Source organism: Streptomyces sp. NPDC050619, assembly GCF_040654815.1.
Lineage (GTDB): Bacteria > Actinomycetota > Actinomycetes > Streptomycetales > Streptomycetaceae > Streptomyces.
Genome location: NZ_JBFAIR010000018.1, coordinates 121,599 through 140,647 on the forward strand (window position 1 = coordinate 121,599; position 19,049 = coordinate 140,647).

Consider the following 19,049-nt stretch of genomic DNA (forward strand, 5'->3'; position numbering starts at 1 on the left):
CGTCCCGGTCACTTGGCCGCCACCGTCCCCGTCACTCGGCCGTCGGTCACTTGGTCGCCACCGTCCGCGTGTCCCGGCCCGAGCGGAGCACCTTTCCCGGTACGGCCCCGCTCACCACGTCGTCCCGGATCGCCTCGACCCCGTTGACCCACACGGCCCGTATCCCGATGGCCTTGGAGTCCAGCCGGGGACTGTCACCCGGCAGGTCGTGCACCAGGGTGGCCGTACCCGCGTCGATCCGCTCCGGGTCGAAGAGGACGAGATCCGCATGGAAGCCCTCCGCTATCCGGCCCCTCTCCCTGAGCCCGAACAGCCGCGCCGGATCGTCCGTCAGCATCTTCACTGCCTGCTCCAGGCCCGCCAGCTTCCGGCCCCGGAGGCAGTCCCCGATGAACCGTGTGGTGTACGGCGCTCCGCACATGCGGTCCAGATGGGCGCCCGCGTCCGAGCCGCCGAGCAGGACGTCCTCGTGCTGCCAGGTCTCGGCGCGCAGGGACCAGGACGCCGGGTCGTTGTCGGTGGGCATGGGCCACAGGACCGTACGCAGCTCGTCGGCGGCGCAGATCTCCACCAGGCACTCGAAGGGCTCCTGGCCGCGTTCCGCCGCGATGTCCCGTACGACCCGCCCGCTCAGACCCCGGTTCGCCTCGCTGTACGTGTCGCCGATGACGTACCGCCCGAAGTTCGTCAGCCGCCGGAAGACGCCCGCCTCCTTGGAGCCCGCGTGCACCAGCATCTCGGCCCGGACGTCCGGGTCGCGGAGCCTGGCGATCCGCTCGGGGACGGGCAGTCCGAGAATCGGCCCCCAGCCCGGAATCAGGTTCAGCGCGCAGAACGTGCCCAGGGACATGTTCATCGGCGTGAGGATCGGCATGGTGAGGGCCACCACCCTGCCGCCCGCCTTCCTGGCCTGCTCGCTCGCGAACAGCTGCCTGGGCACCCGCTCGGGGACGGACGCGTCGACCGTCAGGACGTTCCAGTTCAGGGGACGGCCCGCCGCCGCGCTCATCTCCACCAACAGCTCGATCTCCGCGTCGCTGAACTGGTCGAGGCAGCCCGCGACGATCGCCTCGATCTGCGTGCCCTCGTGCTCGCCGACGGCCCGGGAGAGCGCCAGCAGCTCGGCGGGCCGCGCGTGCCGGGAGGCGACCGGGTTCCCGTCGCCGTCGGAGTGGGTGGAGGACTGGGTGGTGGACAGGCCCCAGGCGCCCGCGTCCATGGCCTCGTGGAACAGGCGGAGCATGGCCGCCATCTGCTCCTCGGTCGGCTGCCCGCCGATCGCCTCCGGGCCCATCACATACCGGCGCAGCGCACAATGCCCCACCATGAAGCCCGCGTTGACGGCGATCCGCCCCTCCAGCGCGTCCAGATACTCCCCGAAGCCGTGCCAGCTCCAGGGCGCCCCCTCCTCCAGCGCGACCAGGGACATGCCCTCGACCTTGGACATCATGCGACGGGTGTAGTCGGCGTCCTGCGGGCGGGACGGGTTGAGGGGGGCGAGGGTGAAACCACAGTTGCCGGCCGCGACCGTGGTGACGCCGTGATTGAGAGACGGCGTCGCGTACGGGTCCCAGAACAGCTGGGCGTCGTAGTGCGTGTGCGGATCCACGAAGCCGGGGGCGAGGACGAGGCCTGCGGCGTCCTCGGCCGTACGGGACTCGTCCGTAATGTTCCCGATGACAGCGATACGACCGTCCCGGATACCGACGTCCGCGGTGTACCCGGGCGCGCCCGTGCCGTCGACAACGGTCGCCCCTTTGATGACGTGATCAAGCATCGGCCTGCCTCCTTGAACTCCGGGCCGGTGTAGGTACCTCAGGGGCGCGGGGAACTGCGCGACCAGCCACAGCGGACCCCGCACCCCGCAACGGCGATCACGAGGCAGCCCGGAACCGCGACGTCCGATGCACCGGGTCCGTGTCAATCTTCGGAATCACGTGCTCCCCCACCAGCCGAATCGTCTGCAACGTCTCCTCTTTCGGCACCCCCACCGGCAGCCCAAAACTCAACTGATCCGCCCCCGCCTGCTCCCACCGCTTGCACTGCGTGAGCACCTCGTCCGGGTCGCCGCAGATCAACAGCTCCTCGGCGATGAGGAGTTCGACGAACTCCTCGTTGTACTCGGGCAACGTCTCCGGCCAGACAGGGAACCCCTCGGGCCGCGGGAAGGTGTCGTGGTACCGGAAGACCAACGACGGCAGATAGTGCAGCCCCCCGTTGACAGCGATCCGTACCGCTTCGTCGTGCGTCGGCGCACAGATCGCCGTGGTGGTCACCATCACGTTGTCGTTGACGAAGTCCCCGATCGGCTCGGCGTCCACGACCGCCGTCTTGTACTGCTCGAGCACCCACTCCATGTCGGCGACCTTCTGCACGCTGAAGCCGAGCACGCCGAGGCCCTTCTTCGCGGCCATGGCGTACGAGGGTGGCGACCCGGCGGCGTACCACATCGCGGGGTGCGACTTCCCGTACGGCTTCGGCAGGACCTTGCGCGGCGGGAGCTGCCAGTGTTTGCCCTGGAACCCGACGTACTCGTCCTGGAGCCACATCTTCGGGAACTCGGCGATGGTCTCTTCCCAGATCTCCTTGGTGTAGTTCATGTCGGTGATGCCGGGGAGGAAGCCGAGGATCTCGTGCGAGCCCGCTCCGCGTCCGCTGCCGAACTCGAAGCGGTTCTCGGTGAGATGGTCAAGCATGGCGACCTTCTCGGCGACCTTCACGGGGTGGTTGACCTGGGCCAGCGGGTTGAAGATGCCCGAGCCGAGGTGAATGCGTTCCGTCGCGTGTGCGAGGTAGCCGAGGAACACGTCGTTGGCGGAGAGGTGCGAGTACTCCTCCAGGAAGTGGTGCTCGGACGCCCAGGCGTACTTGAAGCCCGACTTGTCCGCCTGGATGACGTACTCGGTCTCCTCCATCAGCGCCTTGTGCTCGGCCAGCGGGTCGGTCTCGGCGCGTTTGCCCACGTATCCCTGTACAAAGAGCCCGAATTCCAAGGAGGTTCACCGTCCCCAGTTGATCCTCGGTTGCGACATCTGACGGATCGTCAGATCTGCCGCCGACTGTGGCACCGCACGCATGGACCGTCAATAGCTGACGAGCAGTCAGATGCCCAACCAGGCGGGCTCAGATGACGGAGACCCCGGCCAGCCACCCCCCGTCGATCACGAACGGCTGCCCGGTGATGTACGAGGAGTCCTCGGCGGTGAGGAAGAGCGCGAGCCGCGCCACCTCCTCCGGCTTCCCGATCCGCCCGAGCGGCACGAGCTTGCGGTACAGCCCGTCGATGGCGCGGGAGGTCTCCTCGGCGTCCGCGGACCCCGGATCCAGCTGGGCCGGGTTCGACATCGCGGTGTCGATGGCGCCCGGGCACATGGCGTTGACCCGGATCTTCCGGGCGGCCAGCTCCAGAGCGGCGACCCGGGTGAGCCCGAGGATGGCGTGCTTGGTCGCCGCGTAGGCGCCCACGGCCGCCATCCCGGTCACGCCGGTGTACGAGGCGGTGTTGACGATCGTGCCGCCATCGTCCATCTCGGGGGCGACCGCCCTGATCCCGAGGAAGCAGCCGACCTGGTTGACCCGCACGACCTGCATGAACTCGTCGAGGGGCGTGTCGACGAGGGAGTTGAACCGCAGGATGCCGGCGTTGTTGACGAGTCCGTCGATGCGGCCGTAGGCATCCTTCGCGGCGGCAACGGCGGAGCGCCAGTCGCTCTCCTCGCCCACGTCGAGGTGGACGTACAGCGCCCCCAGTTCCTTGGCCAGCGCGGCCCCTTGATCGTCCAGCACATCCGCTACGACGACCTCGGCGCCCTCCGCCACGAAGAGCCGCACCTCCTGCTCACCCTGGCCGCGTGCCGCCCCGGTGACGATGACGACCCGTCCGTCGAGCTTGCCCATGACGATCCCCTTGACACGGTGGACACGGTGGACTCCGCATCGTAGCGCCACATCTGACGGAACGTCAGATGTCGTCGGGCGCAAGCTCTCGTGGTTGCTGAGGCGAATCTCACGTGACCCACCAGTAGGGACATTTGACCCTGTCGGCGTACGTCAAGGGAATCCAAAATCTTCTCCATGTCCCAACGGAAACTGAAGAACAAGAAGATCAGAGTCGTGGCGATCGGATCGGCGCTCGCCACGGGCGGAGCGATCGTCGCCCTGCTTCCCTCGGCGAACGCGGCCGACGAGAAGACGCCCGACCAGATCATGCGGATGTGCGAGAGGTCCGAAGTACTCAACGGCAAGCGGCAGTCGGTGAGTGATTTCAATGGTTCCTTCGCCGACGGTCACGAGTCCGACAACTGCGATTTCGTCGAGACGAATTTCGAGACCTTCGACGGGCCGACCGAAAAGGCCTCGATCGACTTCCCGAACTGCGAACCGAACGCCACCGAACCGGCGAAGGTGTCGGTCACCTGGTCGGCGACGGCGGCCCAGGGCCAGGGCCGGTACACCGTGACCAAGCAGGGTGCGGGCGGCGGCCTGTTCGGCCTTCTGTCCGGGTCCTGGCAAAGCCACAGGGGGACCCTGGACATGACCGTGAAATCGGCGACCGCGGGTGACACGGAAGAGCGGGAAGTGCCGGTCGGCAAGGTGCTCCACATGGAGTTCACGCCGAAGATGCAGCGCATGACCGGCGAATGGCGGGTGAGGCTCGACGCCCGCGAGGCGACGACCACCACCAACGCCACACCGGAGAAGAACTTCGTGGCACCGGAGGTCATCGAGGGCCCCGTCGTCCTGCCGGGCGCGGCCGGCGCTCCCGGAGTGGTGGACGGCACCTCCAAGGCGGTCCTTGAGGACTGCTGACCCGCCCACCGAAGAAATCTCATCCCTCATCGAAGACAACAGCTCATCCCCCCACAGGAGAGACCCATGACTCGCACCGGCCGCGGCAGAAGCCACCGGAGCAAGAAGAAGCGCATCACCCTCGCCCTGTCCCCGCTGGTGGCCGTGGCGGTGGCCGTCCCGCTGATGAACTCCGCGGGCGCCGCCACCCCCTCCGAGGTGACCGCCGACTGCTCGGCGAACTCGGACAAGCTGGAGAACTGCGAGTTCGTCGACGTCCAGTTCAAGCGGGACAACCTCGGGCCCAATCAACGGGTCTCCGCGGTGACCGACAACTGCGGCTCGACGAGCACCGCCTCGAAGACCTTCAACGTGAGCACGTCCGTCACCAGGACCATCCAGCTCGAGAACGGATTCACCACCGATTCCTCGACGATGCTGGGGAACTCCTTCTTCGAGATCGGGGGGAAGTTCGCCACGGCGGACATCAACATCACGCGTGACGACAAGACCACGGCCCTGGCGTTCAGCAGGACGGACACCGTCCAGGCGGACAACATCGGCTTCTTCATGTGGTCCGCCAAGCGCACCGACGTGAGCGGATTCATACGGGCCACGTACAAAGAGCCGCAGGACGGCCAGACGGTGTTCTTCTCCCCCAGCGAGGGCGGCAAGAGCGTGCACGTCTTCTATCCGCAGATCCTGAAGAACGGAACTCCCGACGGCCGCCTTTGGCTGCGCAATGTGAAGTGCGGAACTCCCGAGGCCTCAGGGCTGCAGAATTCCACGCGCGCGCTCAGGTCGGAAGCCGGATTCGGTGCGGGCGGCGAGAACGTCACCGACGTGGAAATCCCCCTGTCGGAGATTCCGGCGCCGTAACTGATCATCAGGCGCCGTAACTGATTATCAGGTGCGAAGCACGGGCGCGGCTCCCAGCCACCGCAGGACCGCGTCCGTGCTCCCGCGTGCTTCCAGCTTGGCGTAGATGTTGCTCAGGTTGTTGCGGATGGTCTTCTCGCTCAGCCTCAGGCGCAGCCCGATCTCCTGCGCGCCCAGCCCGGTCGACAGTAACTCCATGATCTGCCGCTCACGCGGCGAGAGCAGCTTCCGCAGCCGCTCCATCGCGGCGTCGGCCGTGGACATCCGCCGGGCGCCCTCGCGCAGGGCGGCGCACGCCGCCGGAGAGAGGTACGTGTGCCCGATGGTGGCGGCCATGACCGCCGAGGACAGCATGCAGGTGCAGTAGTCGCCCTCGACCAGGTAGCCCGCGCCGCCACGGAACACCTCCACGACCGTCTCGGTGTCCCGCCGGGGGCTGACGACGATCACCGGGACGGTCGTGACCCCCAGATCCGCGAGGGCGTCCAGCGGTTCGTCGCAGCGCAGGACGACGACATCCGTGCCCTCGGGGACCCGGAAGGGCGGGGTCAGGTGGAGGACCCGGCCCACGTACGGGTCGTCCGGGGCCGGCCAGTCGTCGTACGGCCACTCACCCTGGGCACAGGCGAGGGCGACGGAGAGTCGCTGGGCAGGGGGGTGCCGGAGAGGAGGGTCCTGGAGATGGGGGTCCTGGACCGGAGGTCGCAGGACAGGAGGTCGCTGGGAGGATCGCACGTCACGTGCCCTTCCGCCGGAGTCGTCACGTCCGTACGTCCGTACATACGTGACCCGGCGTGGACATGTTCAAGCTTTCAAGAAGCGACTGCACAAGAAGCGCCCGCACAGGAAACTCCTACAACAACGGAGCCACCTCCGCCCCGAACGCGGCCATCTGGTCGGTGAGTTCGGCGCGGCTGCGGCTGCGGAACCGCACCTGGATCTGGTGCACGCCCATCGCCCGGTAGGCGCGCAGGGACTCGGCGAGTGCGTCGGGCGCGCCGGTGATCGTGCGTCGCCCGACGTCCCAGTCCGGGGTGCCGACGTACAGCGGCTCGGTGACGGCCCCGACGGTGAAGGGCCCCTGGACGGCGGCCTCCGCGCGGATCTTCCTGATGTCCTCGATCCGCGCGGCCAGCTGTTCGCGCGGATCGCCCTGCGGCAGCCAGCCGTCGCCCTTGAGCGCGGCCCGGCGTACGGCGGCGGGCGAGGAGCCGCCGACCCAGAGCGGGACGCGGGTCTGGGCCGGGCGTGGGCGCTGGCCGAGGTCCTGGAAGTCGTAGAAGGTGCCGTGGTGTTCGGGGAACTCGTCCGGCCCGAGGGCTTCCCGCAACGCGTCGACGGACTCGTCGAGGAGGGCCCCGCGCCGCCGGAAGTCGACCCCGAGCGCCTCGAACTCCTCCCGCACATGCCCGGCGCCGACGCCGAGGATCAGCCGGCCCTCGCTGAGATGGTCGAGGGTGGCGTACTGCTTGGCGGTGAGGAGCGGATGGCGCAGGCCGACGACGGCGACGTGGCTGAGGAGCCGTACGCGTTCGGTCGCGGCGGCGAGGAAGGCGAGGGTGGCGACGGGGTCGTACCAGACCGTGCTCATCGCGGTCGCGAGACGGCGCGGGATGGCGACGTGGTCGCAGCAGGCGACGTAGGCGAAGCCCGCGCGCTCGGCGGTCCGGGCGATCTCGACGAGGTCGCCCGGACCGGCGGCCGCCTCCCAGGCCTCGGCGTAGATCGTGGTCTGGGACTGGACGGGGAGCTGGATGCCGTACTGGATCACCTCGGGCCGCCCCAGAGCCCGTCCGGCGTGAGCCCGAGGAGTTCGATGGCGTTCCGCCGTACGATCCGCTCCACCACGTCGGCCGGCAGGTGCCCCATCTGGGCCTCGCCGACCTCCCTCGACTTCGGCCAAGTGGAGTCGGAGTGGGGGTAGTCGGTCTCGTAGAGGACGTTCCCGACTCCGATGTCGTCAAGGTTGCGCAGCCCGAAGGCGTCGTCGAAGAAGCAGCCGTAGACGTGCTCGGCGAACAGCTCGGACGGCGGCCGGTGGACCTTGTCGGCGACGCCGCCCCAGCCGCGGTTCTCCTCCCAGACGATGTCGGCGCGTTCGAGGATGTAGGGGATCCAGCCGATCTGGCCTTCCGCGTACATGACTTTGAGGTTCGGGAACTGCTCGAACTTCCCGCTCATCAGCCAGTCCACCATCGAGAAGCAGCAGTTGGCGAAGGTGATGGTGGAGCCGACGGCGGGCGGGGCGTCGGCCGAGGTGGAGGGCATACGGCTCGACGACCCGATGTGCATGGCGACGACGGTGCCGGTCTCGTCGCAGGCGGCGAGGAAGGGGTCCCAGTCGTCGCCGTGGACGGAGGGCAGGCCCAGGTGCGGGGGTATCTCGGAGAAGGCGACGGCACGGACGCCGCGGGCGGCGTTGCGGCGGACTTCGGCGGCGGCCAGTTCGGCGTCCCAGAGGGGGATGAGGGTGAGAGGAATGAGGCGGCCGTGGGCCTGAGGCCCGCACCACTCCTCCACCATCCAGTCGTTGTAGGCCTGGACGCAGAGGAGGCCGAGTTCGTGGTCCTCGGCCTCGGTGAAGGTCTGGCCGCAGAAGCGGGGGAAGGTCGGGAAGCAGAGCGCGGACTGGACGTGGTTGACGTCCATGTCGGCGAGGCGGGCGGGGACGTCGTACGAGCCGGCGCGCATCTGCTCGTACGTGATGACCTCGAGCTTGATCTCGTCCCTGCTGTAGCCGACGGCGGTGTCGAGGCGGGTGAGGGGCCGGCGCAGGTCCTCGTAGATCCACCAGTCGCCGATGGGGCCGTCGTCGCTGCCGGGGGTGCCCATGACGGGGTTGAACCGGCCGCCGAGGAAGGACATCTCCTTCAGTGGGGCGCGGACTGTGCGGGGGCCGGTGTCCAGGTACTTCTTCGGGAGCCGGTCCTGCCAGACGGTCGGGGGTTCGACGGTGTGATCGTCGACGGAGATGATCAGAGGAAGGGGTGTGTTGGTCTCCATGCGAATCACGGTAGCGCTGATCTGACGGTCCGTCAGCTAGCTGTTCCCGGGTGGGAGTCCGGCGACCCCTGCGAGGAAGTGTGCGAAGACCGCGTGAGGGGCTTGTGATAGCCCGCGTGCCTGCCTGTGATCGGACCCTCCACAGCTGACGCATCCCCCATGGGCAAGGCAAACTGGCGGGGTTGCTCAGAATTAGGGGGACGACGGCTATGGACGGTGTGCCGCGAGTGCCGAAGGTACCGCGAGTGCCGGAGCAGAGGCGTCCCGGTTCCGGCTCCGAGGAGGAGGAGACGGAGGCGGGGGCGGTGTCGGTGTCGGTGTCGGTGCGCTTCAGTGTGCTCGGCCCGGTGCGCGCCTGGCGCGGGGAGGAATCGCTGAGCACCGGTTCGCCCCAGCAACGCGCCCTCCTGGCCGCCCTGCTGCTGCGCGAGGGCCGTACGGCGACCGCCGCGGAGCTGATCGACGCCCTGTGGGGCGAGGACCCGCCTTTGCAGGCACTGGCGGCGGTACGGACGTACGCCTCACGCCTGCGCAAGGTGCTGGACCCCGGGGTCCTGGTGAGCGAGTCGGGCGGGTACGCGGTGCGGGACCTGGGCCAGGGCGCCCTGGACCTGGCGACGGCCCAGGAACTGGCGACGGAGGCGGAGAAGGCCCGCTCGGCCGGGGACCTGTGCCATGCCCGTGAGGTCCTGGGCCGGGCGCTGGCGCTGTGGGACGGGGAGGTGCTGGCGGGGGTGCCGGGCCCGTACGCGGAGGCACAGCGGGTCCGTCTGGAGGAATGGCGGCTCCAACTCCTCGAATCCCGCCTGGACATGGACCTGGAGCAGGGCTGCCACGCGGAGGCGGTATCGGAACTCACGGCCCTGACGGCGGCCCACCCGCTGCGCGAGCGCCTGCGTGAACTGCTGATGCTCGCCCTGTACCGCAGCGGCCGCCAGGCGGAGGCCCTGGCGGTCTACGCGGACACCCGCCGCCTCCTGGCCGACGAACTCGGCGTGGACCCACGCCCGGGCCTCAGCGAACTCCAGCAGCGCATCCTCCAGGCGGACCCGGGCTTGGCGGAACCGTCGGCACCGGTGGCCGAACCGGCCGTCGTCCCGGTCCGCCCGGCGCAACTCCCGGCAACCGTGCCGGACTTCACGGGGAGGACTTCCTTCGTCTCCGAGCTGGGCGACGTACTGGCCTCGGCGGAGGGCCGGGTGATGGCGGTGTCGGCGCTGGCGGGCATCGGCGGCGTCGGCAAGACGACCCTGGCGGTACACGTGGCCCACCGGGCACGGACCGCGTTCCCCGACGGCCAGCTGTACGTCGACCTCCAGGGCGCGGGCGCCAGGGCGGCGGAACCGGAGACGGTACTGGGGTCCTTCCTGCGGGCCTTGGGCACGCCCGATTCCTCCATCCCGGACTCACTCGAGGAACGCTCGGCCCTGTACCGCTCGGTGCTGGACGGCCGCCGGGTCCTGGTCCTGCTGGACAACGCTCACGATGCCGCCCAGGTACGCCCCCTCCTCCCGGGCACGGAGGGCTGCGCGGCGCTGATCACGTCCCGCGTCCGGATGGTGGACCTGGCGGGCGCCCACCTGGTGGACCTCGACGTCATGTCCCCGGACGAGGCGCTGTCGCTGTTCACGAAGATCGTCGGCGAGGAACGGGTGAGGTCCGAACGGGAGGCCGCACTGGACGTGGTGGCGGCCTGCGGCTTCCTCCCCCTGGCGATCCGCATCGCGGCGTCCCGTCTGGCGGCCCGCCGCACCTGGACGGTCTCGGTCCTGGCGGCGAAGCTCGCGGACGAACGCCGCCGCCTGGACGAGTTGCAGGCCGGCGACCTGGCGGTGAAGGCGACCTTCGAGCTGGGCTACGGCGCACTGGAGCCGGCCCAGGCCCGAGCATTCCGGCTCCTGGGCCTGGCGGACGGCCCGGACATCTCCCTCACGGCGGCCGCGGCGGTGCTGGACCTGCCGGCGGAGGAGACGGAGGACTTGCTGGAGTCGTTGGTGGACACGTCGCTGCTGGAGTCGGCGGCGCCGGGCCGCTACCGGTACCACGATCTGGTACGGCTGTACGCGCGTGCTTGTGCGGAGAGGGACGAGGAGCCGGCGAGCGAGCGGGATGCGGCGATGTCGCGGTTGCTGGACTTTTATCTGGCTAGTGCGGCGGGGGTTTATGCGATGGAGCGGCCGGGGGACCGGCTGGTGGATCACTTCGAGGTCACCCAGTACTCGGGACTCAGGTTCGAGGACCGGCACGAGGCTCAGGACTGGCTGTACGCGGAAGCGCATACCCTTATCGCCTTCGTTCAGCAGTGCGCGAAGGGGGCTACGCTCCGGCGCGCCGTGGATCTGCTGTGGGCGGCCAAGGACCTGGCCGAGTCAGGGGCCAACTCCAAGCAATACGAAGTCGCCGCGGTCACGCTGCGGGACGCGGCCGCCCGGGCCGACGATCCACAGGCCCGAAGCCGAGCACTCACCACACTGACCAACGTTCATCTCGTGGCCGGACGATTTGCTCAAGCCGACGATCAGGCGCGGCTGGCAATGGAGCTCGCCCAGGTGGCGGATGACCTGGCACCCAGCTGCTGGGCCGCCAACGATCGAGGCATCATCGCGCTCTATCAAGGCCGTCACACCGACGGTGAGGCATACCTGCAACAGGCCATCGAGAGTTTCCGCCTGGACGGGAACCTCGCGGGAGAAGCCAGCGCACTCTGCAATCTCTCCCGCATTCACCTGGCCATGGGCCACGTCACCAGCGCGGTGGAACTCGCGCAGCAGGGCATCTCCGTCTATGACGAGCTGGGCCACGCGCTACGCGGGGCGAACGCGCGCTATGCAATGGGCCTCGCGCTCACGGGACAGGGTCAGCTGGAAGCCGCTGTCGATCGGCTGACGGAAGCACTGGACGTCTTCCATGACAGCAGGCAGCGACTGTGGGAGGGCATGACGCTCTTCCGGCTCGCGGAAGCACACCTTGCCGGGCACAATCCCGCAAAGACCGCGGCCCTGGCGGAACAGGCACTCGCCGTACTGCGCGGAATCGGCGGCGAGTGGCGGCGGGGCAACGTCCTGACGGTCCTCGGCCGCGCGCTCAACGGCCTGGGCCAGACCGGTCGAGCGCACGCCTGTTGGCAGGAAGCCCTCGCCATCTTCGAACAACTGGGCTCACCCGAGGCCTCTGACGTGCGGCTTCTGCTCACACCCGCGGCAGCCGCATAGGTCGCGGCACGACGTTCATCGTTCGTTTATGACACCAGTGCACTCTCAAGGTGTCGATCCGTCGCGTCGGGGGGCAGACGGGTCAGCGGTGATCAGCGCCGCTAGGGTGAACGGCCCTGATATGCCCGCCCGGCGGCCCTCGGGGGAGTCGCCGGGCGGGTATCGCCCATCACTGAACGGGAGTTGCAGGTCATGAGCGAAGCCAAGAAGACGGACCCTGTGGTGAAGCCGCTCGACAACCACGCCACGGACGTCGACGACAACGCCACCACGCAGGACAACCACGCCACGGACGAAAAGATCACCACGCTCGACAACCACGCGACCGGCGGCACGGTGACCCCACTGGACAACCACGCAACGGACGAAAAGCCCTAACCAGACCCTCATCCACGGGGATCGGCCGCGGCGGCGCGGAGGGGAAGCCGCCGCGGCCGACGTGCTCGAACAAACAGCGATTGGCAGATCCGTTCCACCCACGTGACGCATTTACCCAGGTCGCGACAGTCGCCCCTGGAACACATCTGCCAATCCCTGCCGCTTGCCGCCTGTTGTCCACAGGGCTGAGCGAAGGGTGGGGGGATTCGGGAGAGTGGGGGGATGGAGCATCGGGAGTTGCGGGGGCTCGCGGACGGGGGGGGTTTTGCTTGTCTCGCGGGCTTTGGGGGCCGGGTGGCCTCGGGTGGGGCTCTTTCGGAGGTTGGGGGCGGAAGGGTGGACTCGGGTTCGGGGTGGGGCCTGGGTTGAGCCGGGGCGGGGTGTCGATCTGGTTGTGCGGCTGAAGGCGGCGCAGCTGGTCACGCCGCGGCTCGTCGTGAGTCACCGGTCGGCGGCCTGGCTCTGGCAGATCGAGACCCTCGGTGCGGGAATGGGAACGGTGCCCCAGGGGTAGTCGGCCGACCTGGAGTTCACCGATCCTGGGCTCAGCATCCGGCGGTGCCTCGCGGATGTGCGTGTTCATCGGATCCCCCTCGCCGACGTCGACGTCGTACGGCGGTCAGGGCTGCGCGTCACGGACGTCCCCCGCACTCTCGCCGACCTCCTGCGCGCCGGGCCTCGGGACGACGCCCTCGTGGCCGTCGAGTCGGCGCTCAACTACCGCACCGTCGGCGGCGTACGTCGAGCCCCGCTCACCACCCCGGCGTCCCTGTCCCTCGCACTCGACGCCCCGCTCCGGGGAGCCGCCCGCGCCCGGGACTGGATGGCACTCGCCGACCGCAACTCGGGTTCCCCCGCGGAGACGGTCGCCCGCCTGCGTATGTTCGACGCCGGCCTGCGTCCGGAATCCCAGGTCGAACTCCGCGTCCCCGGCGGCCGCCGTCGCTACCTCGACTTCCTGTTCCGGGCCGAGGGGCTGGCGGTCGAGATTGAGGGCTACGCCTACCACGGCACCCGCGAGTCCCACCGCCGGGACATCGCCCGCTTCAACGAGATCCTGCAGTGCGCGGAGGTACGCAACTTGCTGCGCTTCACCGCCATGGACGTGTTCCGACGCCCTGCTCGGATAATCGAGGAGATCCGCGCCGCTCTGGCCCTGAAGAGGCCGGGGTTGCAGCTCGGCTGATCTCAAGATGGGCCGGTGTTTGGGGGCGCGAGCGCGTCCGGCAGCGCCGGTCGGCCTCTCGACCGGCCCAGGGGTACACCCACCTGGGCCCCGTCCCTCTCCGGCCGCCCGCTCGCTTCTTCCCCGTGCTGGAGCGGGCCGGGTCCAGGGTGGCCCGGAGGGCCATCGCCGAAGGCGACGCGGAGTGGAGCGCAGCGGAACGCAGCGCCCTTGACGCGGGTCGCGGAAGCACGACACTGGCCAAGAAGCGGGCGGCCCCACGGCCACTGGCAAACACCGTCCACGCCAACCACCCCCGTCCACCTCGCCCGCCCCACCTACCCCAACCGCCCCCGCAACCCCCCCTTCACCACCTTCCCGCTCGCATTCCGAGGCAGCTGCCCCAAGAACTCCACCGTCCTCGGCACCTTGTAGTTCGCCATCTCTCGCCTCGCCCAAGCGATCAGGTCGTCGCCGGTCAGGACCGAACCCGGTCGCCGTACGACGTACGCCTTGCCGACCTCGCCCAGGCGGGGGTCCGGTACGCCGATCACCGCCACGTCCGCCACATCCGGGTGCAGGCCCAGGAGTTGCTCTATCTCCGCCGGGTACGCGTTGAAGCCGCCGACGATGAACATGTCCTTGATGCGGTCGGTGATCCGCAGGCAGCCCGCCTCGTCCAGCACGCCCACATCGCCTGTCCGCAGCCAGCCGTCCAGTCCCAGCACCTCGGCCGTGGCCGCCTCGTCCTCGTAGTAGCCCCGCATGACATTGAAGCCACGGACCATGACCTCGCCCGGAGTCCCAGGGCCCACGGGCCGCCGCCCCCCGGCATCCACCACCCTCACCTCCGTCCCGGGTATCGGCCGGCCCGACGTCGACGCGATCACCGAGGGGTCGTCGCCGCGGCGGCACATGGTCACGATGCCGCTCGCCTCCGACAGGCCGTACGCGGTCAGCACCGTCTCCACGCCCAGCTCTCCCCTCAGGCGTTCCACCAGCCGCAGCGGCACCACCGCCGCGCCCGTCACCACCAGCCTCAGCGCGGAGAGGTCGTACGCGTCCCTCGCCGGGTGGTCCAGCAACGACTGGTGGAGGGTGGGCGGGCCCGGCAGTACCGACACCCGTTCCGCCGCGATGTTCGCCAGCGCCGTGTCCACGTTGAACACCGGCTGCGGGATCATCGTCGCGCCCCGCATCAGGCAGGCGATCACGCCCGCCTTGTAGCCGAAGGTGTGGAAGAAGGGGTTCACGATCAGGTAGCGGTCCCCCTGCCTCAAACCCGCCAGGTCGCACCACGCCTCGTACGCCCGCAGGGTTTGCGCGTGGGTAATCACCGCGCCCTTGGGGCGGCCCGTCGTTCCGGAGGTGTAGACGATGTCCGAGGGCATCCCCGGGCGCACTGCCGACGCCCTCGCCCGTACCTCCGCCCCGGCCTCCCCCACCCCGTCCCCGCTCGCCAGGAACTCCTTCCAGGTGCGGAAGTCCGCCGGGGCGGCGTCGTCCGACAGCACCACCACCTGCTCCAGCTCCGGCAGGCCCGGGAGCACTCCCGGCCCCGCCCCCTCCCCCGCCGCCCGCCGCAGCGACGCCACGTACGACGTCCCGAGGAACGTCCCCGTCACGAACAGCAGCCGGGCCCCGCTGCGCCGCAGTACGTCCGCCGCCTCCGCCCCCTTGAAGCGGGTGTTCAGCGGTACGAGCACCGCGCCCGCCGACACCGCGCCCAGCGCGGAGACGATCCAGTCGAGGGAGTTCGGGGCCCAGATCCCCACGCGGTCCCCGACCGCGACGCCGTTGGCCATGCAGGCCGCCGCGGCGCGTTCCACCCGGGCGCCGAGTTCGGCGTACGAGATCCGGGTACGTCCGTCGACCACCGCCTCGACGTCCGCGTACCGCTCGGCCGCCGATCGGACCAGCCCCGGAACGCTGCCCCACTCGGCCCATCCGCCCGGCTCCGCGTCTTCGCGCATGCACACCAGCCTCCCCGAACCGCAGTAGCTGACTGACCGTCAGATTAGCTGTAACCTGACGATCTGTCAGCAGCCAGCGCCCCGCGCGGAGGTGCACCCAGCATGGCCGGAACCACCGGACTCAACGGGCCCACCGGACTCACCGGGCACACCAGGCACACCGGACCCACCGGACCCGCCGGACTGAAAGACGCCACCGCCATCGTCGGCATCGGGCAGACCCCCTTCGCCAAACACCTCCCGGACGACGAGAAGACCCTCGCCTGCCAGGCCGTCCTCGCCGCCCTCGACGACGCCGGAATCGCCCCCGGCGAGGTCGACGCCCTCGCCTCGTACACGATGGAGGAGACCGACGAGGTCGAGCTGGCGAAGAGCGTCGGCTTCGGTGATCTCACCTTCTTCAGCCGCGTGCCCTACGGGGGCGGCGGTTCCTGCGCCACCGTCGGCCACCTCGCCGCCGCCATCGCCACCGGGCAGGCCACGGTCGGCGTCGCCTGGCGGTCGCGGAAGCGGGGCTCGGGGCCCCGGCCGTGGAAGAACACCGCCGTCCAACTGCCCACCCCGGCCCAGTGGACGCGCCCCTTCGGGCTCCTGCGGCCCGCCGACGAGATCGCCATGCTCGCCCGCCGCTATATGCACGAGTACGGCGCCACCCGCGACCACCTCTTCAACGTCGCCCTCGCCTGCCGCAACCGGGCCAACCAGAATCCACAAGCAATCATGTACGAGCGGCCGCTGACCAGAGACATGTATATGACCTCGCGTTGGATCAGCGAGCCCCTCTGCCTCTTCGACAACTGCCTTGAGACGGACGGGGCGTTGGCGTGCGTCCTCGTCTCCGCCGAGCGGGCGGTCGACTGCCGACAGCGCCCCGTCTACGTCCACTCCGCCGCCCAGGGCCTGCCCGCCCAGCACCACGGCATGGTCAACTACTGGAACGACGACCCGCTCACCGGCCCCGCCTGGACCGCCGCCCGACACCTCTGGAAGCACGCCGACTTCACGCCCCAGGACGTCGATGTCGCCCAGATCTACGACGCGTTCACGCCCCTCGTCCCCCTCTCCCTGGAGGGCTACGGCTTCTGCGGAAGGGGAGAGGGCGCGGCCTTCACCGAGGGCGGCGCCCTCGAGATCGGCGGGCGGCTGCCTCTCAACACCGGGGGCGGCGGGCTCAGCGAGGCGTACGTGCACGGCTTCAACCTCATCAACGAAGGCGTGAAGCAGCTGCGCGGGAGCAGTACGGCGCAGGTGCCGGACGCCTCGACCTGTCTCGTCACCGCCGGCGAAGGCGTCCCCACCTCCGCCCTGCTGCTGAGGAGTTGACCCACACTCATGCTGACCCCCGTCATCGACCCCGACGGCGCCCCCTTCTGGCAGTACGCCGCCCAAGGCGAGCTGCGCGTCCAGGCCTGCGCCGACTGCGGCGAGCTCCGCTTCCCGCCCCGGCCCTGCTGCCCGCACTGCCAGTCCCTCGCGAGCGAGTGGCGCGCGGTGTCCGGGAACGGGCGGATCTGGTCGTACGTCGTTCCCCACCCGCCCCTCCTGCCCGAGTACGCGGAGCAGGCGCCGTACAACGTCATCGTCGTCGAACTCGCCGAGGCGCCGCGCATACGGCTGGTCGGCAACCTGGTCAGCGAGGCCGGTGCACCTCTCAACTCCCGTGATCCGCGGAGCATTCGCATCGGCGCCAGGGTCCGGTTCGTGTTCGACCGGAGCACCGGCCTTCCCCAGTGGGTCCTGGAGCGGCCATGACCCCCGTGCGTGTCACCGCCGACAAGGACACCGGCGTCGCCGTCGTCACCCTCGACCGGCCCGAGCGGCTCAACGCGATCGACGTACGCATGCGCGATCAACTGGTCGATATCTGGCGGGAGTTGCGGTTCGACGATTCCGTACGGGCCGTTGTGCTCACCGGTAGCGGCGAGCGGGCGTTCTGTACCGGGCTCGACCGGAGCGCCGTCGTGCCGCAGCCCAACTCTCCCTACATGGCCGACGATCCGCTCCTGCGCGTCGGGCCGAAGGCGAACGACCTGTGGAAGCCCGTCATCGCGGCCGTGCGGGGCATGGCCTGCGGCGGGGCCTTCTATCTGCTCGGCCAGAGCGACTTCCTGATCGCGGACCCGACCGCGACCTTCTTCGATCCGCACACCACCTACGGGATGGTCAGCGCATACGAGTCCATCCTGATGGCGCAGGTGATGCCGCACGGAGAGGCGGCCCGCACGGCGCTCATGGGGACGGCGGAGCGGATGTCCGCGCGGCGGGCCTACGACATCGGGTTCGTCACCGAACTCACGGAGGCGGGCGGGGCGTTGGAGGCCGCTGTCGCCGCTGCCACCGTCATCGCGGGGTATCCCACCGAGGGCGTGCAAGGCACCGTGCGCGCCTTGTGGGCCGCCAAGGAGGCCGCGCTGACGCAGGGGTTCGCGCAGGCCCCGCACCTCATCGCGCTCGGGAATCTGCCGTCCACCAGGCAGGAGGACCTGTTCCAGTCACGCCGGCGCGAGTTCAGGCTGCGCTAGCGACTTCCAGCGATTCACGTACGTCACCCAGTCCTATGCCCAGTCCTATGCTCATCGGCATGGTGGGACATCGCACGGTCGACGTGAACGGTATCCGGCTGCACATCGCCGAGGAGGGCGAAGGGCCACTCGTCGTGCTGCTGCACGGCTTCCCCGAGTCCTGGCACTCCTGGCGCCACCAGTTCGGCCCGCTGGCCGCGGCCGGGTTCCGGGTGGTCGCCCCGGACCAGCGCGGGTACGGCGGCAGCGATCACCCCGAGGACGTGGCGGCGTACAGCATCCTCCACCTCGTGGGGGACGTGGTCGGGCTGATCCACGCGCTGGGTGAGGAGCGGGCGTTCCTCGTCGGGCACGACTGGGGGGCGCCGGTCGCCTGGCACACCGCGCTGCTGCGGCCCGACCTGGTGCGCGGGGTGGCGGGGCTGAGCGTGGCGCCGCCGTTCCGGGGGAAGCGGCCGCCGCTCAGGGCGATGGAGGAGCGGTTCGGCGGGCGGTTCTACTGGAACTACTTCGAGCGGCCCGGCGTCGCCGACGCCGAGTTCGCCCGGGACACCCGCACCGCCCTGCGCAAGTTTCTGTACTCCGCCTCCGGCGACGCCCCGGGCGCCGGCCGGCCCGAGTCGACGCTGGTCGACCCGGCGGGGGGCTGGCTCACGAACATGACCGACCCCGAGGTGCTGCCCGACTGGCTCACCGAGCAGGACCTCGACGAGCTCACCGAGAGCCACGCCAAGGGCTTCACCGGCGGCCTCAACTGGTACCGCAACCTGGACCGCAACTGGGAGCTGACCGCCCCCTGGCACGGCGCGGTCGTCACTCCGCCCGCGCTCTACATGTACGGCGACCGCGACCTGGTCCCGGCCTTCCCGGGCGCCCGCGAACGCATCGCCAGGCTCCCGGAGTTGATGCCGAACCTGCGCCGCGAGCCGATCCTGCTCCCCGGCTGCGGCCACTGGACCCAGCAGGAGCGGCCGGCCGAGGTGAACGAGGCCCTGATCGACTTCCTGACCGAGCCAAGGAACTAAGGGGCTGGTTCCTGCTGCGAAAGTCCCGCCTCACTCGCATGGCGGCGCCCCCACACCCGGCGTAGCGTCTGCGCTGGGAGTGGTGAAGGGACCGCACCCTTGGA

Annotated in this window: 16 protein-coding genes; 9 read left to right on the forward strand and 7 right to left on the reverse strand. The window is 69.7% G+C overall.

Annotated features, from left to right (window positions below; all coding sequences use genetic code 11):
- Positions 1-46: 46 nt before the first annotated feature.
- The 3 genes from AB0I77_RS27965 to AB0I77_RS27975 form a co-directional block, all read right to left on the reverse strand.
- Positions 47-1,777 (reverse strand): D-aminoacylase, encoded by a 1,731-nt coding sequence (locus tag AB0I77_RS27965; protein WP_363285463.1) that lies wholly within the window; start codon positions 1,775-1,777, stop codon positions 47-49.
- Between the two features lie 97 nt (positions 1,778-1,874).
- Positions 1,875-2,993 carry an LLM class flavin-dependent oxidoreductase gene (locus tag AB0I77_RS27970; protein ID WP_363285464.1) on the reverse strand — a complete coding sequence of 373 codons (1,119 nt, stop codon included), beginning with the start codon at positions 2,991-2,993 and terminating at the stop codon, positions 1,875-1,877.
- Between the two features lie 130 nt (positions 2,994-3,123).
- Positions 3,124-3,897 (reverse strand): SDR family oxidoreductase, encoded by a 774-nt coding sequence (locus AB0I77_RS27975; protein ID WP_363285465.1) that lies wholly within the window; start codon positions 3,895-3,897, stop codon positions 3,124-3,126.
- 177 nt (positions 3,898-4,074) lie between these two features.
- On the opposite strand from AB0I77_RS27975, the gene AB0I77_RS27980 reads away from it, so the two are divergent.
- Both AB0I77_RS27980 and AB0I77_RS27985 read left to right on the forward strand, forming a co-directional pair.
- A complete protein-coding gene (locus tag AB0I77_RS27980; RefSeq protein ID WP_363285466.1) occupies positions 4,075-4,809 on the forward strand; it encodes a hypothetical protein in 735 nt (244 codons plus the stop codon).
- A gap of 66 nt (positions 4,810-4,875) precedes the next feature.
- A complete protein-coding gene (locus tag AB0I77_RS27985; RefSeq protein WP_363285467.1) occupies positions 4,876-5,667 on the forward strand; it encodes a hypothetical protein in 792 nt (263 codons plus the stop codon).
- A 27-nt stretch (positions 5,668-5,694) separates the two neighbouring features.
- Here AB0I77_RS27985 and AB0I77_RS27990 read toward each other — a convergent pair whose 3' ends face one another.
- The 3 genes from AB0I77_RS27990 to AB0I77_RS28000 form a co-directional block, all read right to left on the reverse strand.
- Entirely contained in the window at positions 5,695-6,375 is a 681-nt protein-coding gene (locus AB0I77_RS27990) for a response regulator transcription factor (RefSeq protein WP_363285541.1), read from the reverse strand.
- Between the two features lie 145 nt (positions 6,376-6,520).
- Positions 6,521-7,438: a TIGR03619 family F420-dependent LLM class oxidoreductase gene (locus tag AB0I77_RS27995; protein ID WP_363285468.1), complete on the reverse strand. Its 918-nt coding sequence runs from the start codon at positions 7,436-7,438 to the stop codon at positions 6,521-6,523.
- Positions 7,435-8,670 (reverse strand): amidohydrolase family protein, encoded by a 1,236-nt coding sequence (locus AB0I77_RS28000; RefSeq protein ID WP_363285469.1) that lies wholly within the window; start codon positions 8,668-8,670, stop codon positions 7,435-7,437. Before AB0I77_RS28000 ends, AB0I77_RS27995 begins: the two co-directional genes overlap by 4 nt.
- A gap of 209 nt (positions 8,671-8,879) precedes the next feature.
- On the opposite strand from AB0I77_RS28000, the gene AB0I77_RS28005 reads away from it, so the two are divergent.
- The 3 genes from AB0I77_RS28005 to AB0I77_RS28015 all read left to right on the forward strand — a co-directional run bounded on the left by AB0I77_RS28005 (position 8,880) and on the right by AB0I77_RS28015 (position 13,446).
- The gene (locus tag AB0I77_RS28005) at positions 8,880-11,882 is read left to right on the forward strand and encodes a BTAD domain-containing putative transcriptional regulator (RefSeq protein WP_363285470.1); all 3,003 of its coding nucleotides are present in this window, start codon (positions 8,880-8,882) and stop codon (positions 11,880-11,882) included.
- Between the two features lie 192 nt (positions 11,883-12,074).
- A complete protein-coding gene (locus tag AB0I77_RS28010; RefSeq protein WP_363285471.1) occupies positions 12,075-12,260 on the forward strand; it encodes a hypothetical protein in 186 nt (61 codons plus the stop codon).
- 571 nt (positions 12,261-12,831) lie between these two features.
- Positions 12,832-13,446, forward strand: a complete 615-nt coding sequence (locus AB0I77_RS28015; protein WP_363285472.1) for a hypothetical protein — start codon at positions 12,832-12,834, stop codon at positions 13,444-13,446.
- Positions 13,447-13,763: 317 nt separating this feature from the next.
- Here AB0I77_RS28015 and AB0I77_RS28020 read toward each other — a convergent pair whose 3' ends face one another.
- Positions 13,764-15,398 carry a FadD3 family acyl-CoA ligase gene (locus tag AB0I77_RS28020; protein WP_363285473.1) on the reverse strand — a complete coding sequence of 545 codons (1,635 nt, stop codon included), beginning with the start codon at positions 15,396-15,398 and terminating at the stop codon, positions 13,764-13,766.
- A gap of 102 nt (positions 15,399-15,500) precedes the next feature.
- Between AB0I77_RS28020 and AB0I77_RS28025 the strand changes: the two genes are divergently transcribed.
- From AB0I77_RS28025 to AB0I77_RS28040, 4 genes are read left to right on the forward strand one after another with little or no spacing between them, the layout of a single operon-like run.
- Positions 15,501-16,721 (forward strand): lipid-transfer protein, encoded by a 1,221-nt coding sequence (locus AB0I77_RS28025; protein ID WP_363285474.1) that lies wholly within the window; start codon positions 15,501-15,503, stop codon positions 16,719-16,721.
- A gap of 9 nt (positions 16,722-16,730) precedes the next feature.
- Positions 16,731-17,150, forward strand: coding sequence for an OB-fold domain-containing protein (locus tag AB0I77_RS28030; protein WP_363285475.1), 420 nt, complete (start codon positions 16,731-16,733; stop codon positions 17,148-17,150).
- Positions 17,147-17,920 carry an enoyl-CoA hydratase/isomerase family protein gene (locus tag AB0I77_RS28035; RefSeq protein ID WP_363285476.1) on the forward strand — a complete coding sequence of 258 codons (774 nt, stop codon included), beginning with the start codon at positions 17,147-17,149 and terminating at the stop codon, positions 17,918-17,920. Before AB0I77_RS28030 ends, AB0I77_RS28035 begins: the two co-directional genes overlap by 4 nt.
- A 59-nt stretch (positions 17,921-17,979) precedes the next feature.
- Positions 17,980-18,945, forward strand: a complete 966-nt coding sequence (locus tag AB0I77_RS28040) for an alpha/beta hydrolase (protein WP_363285477.1) — start codon at positions 17,980-17,982, stop codon at positions 18,943-18,945.
- The last annotated feature ends 104 nt before the right edge of the window (positions 18,946-19,049 follow it).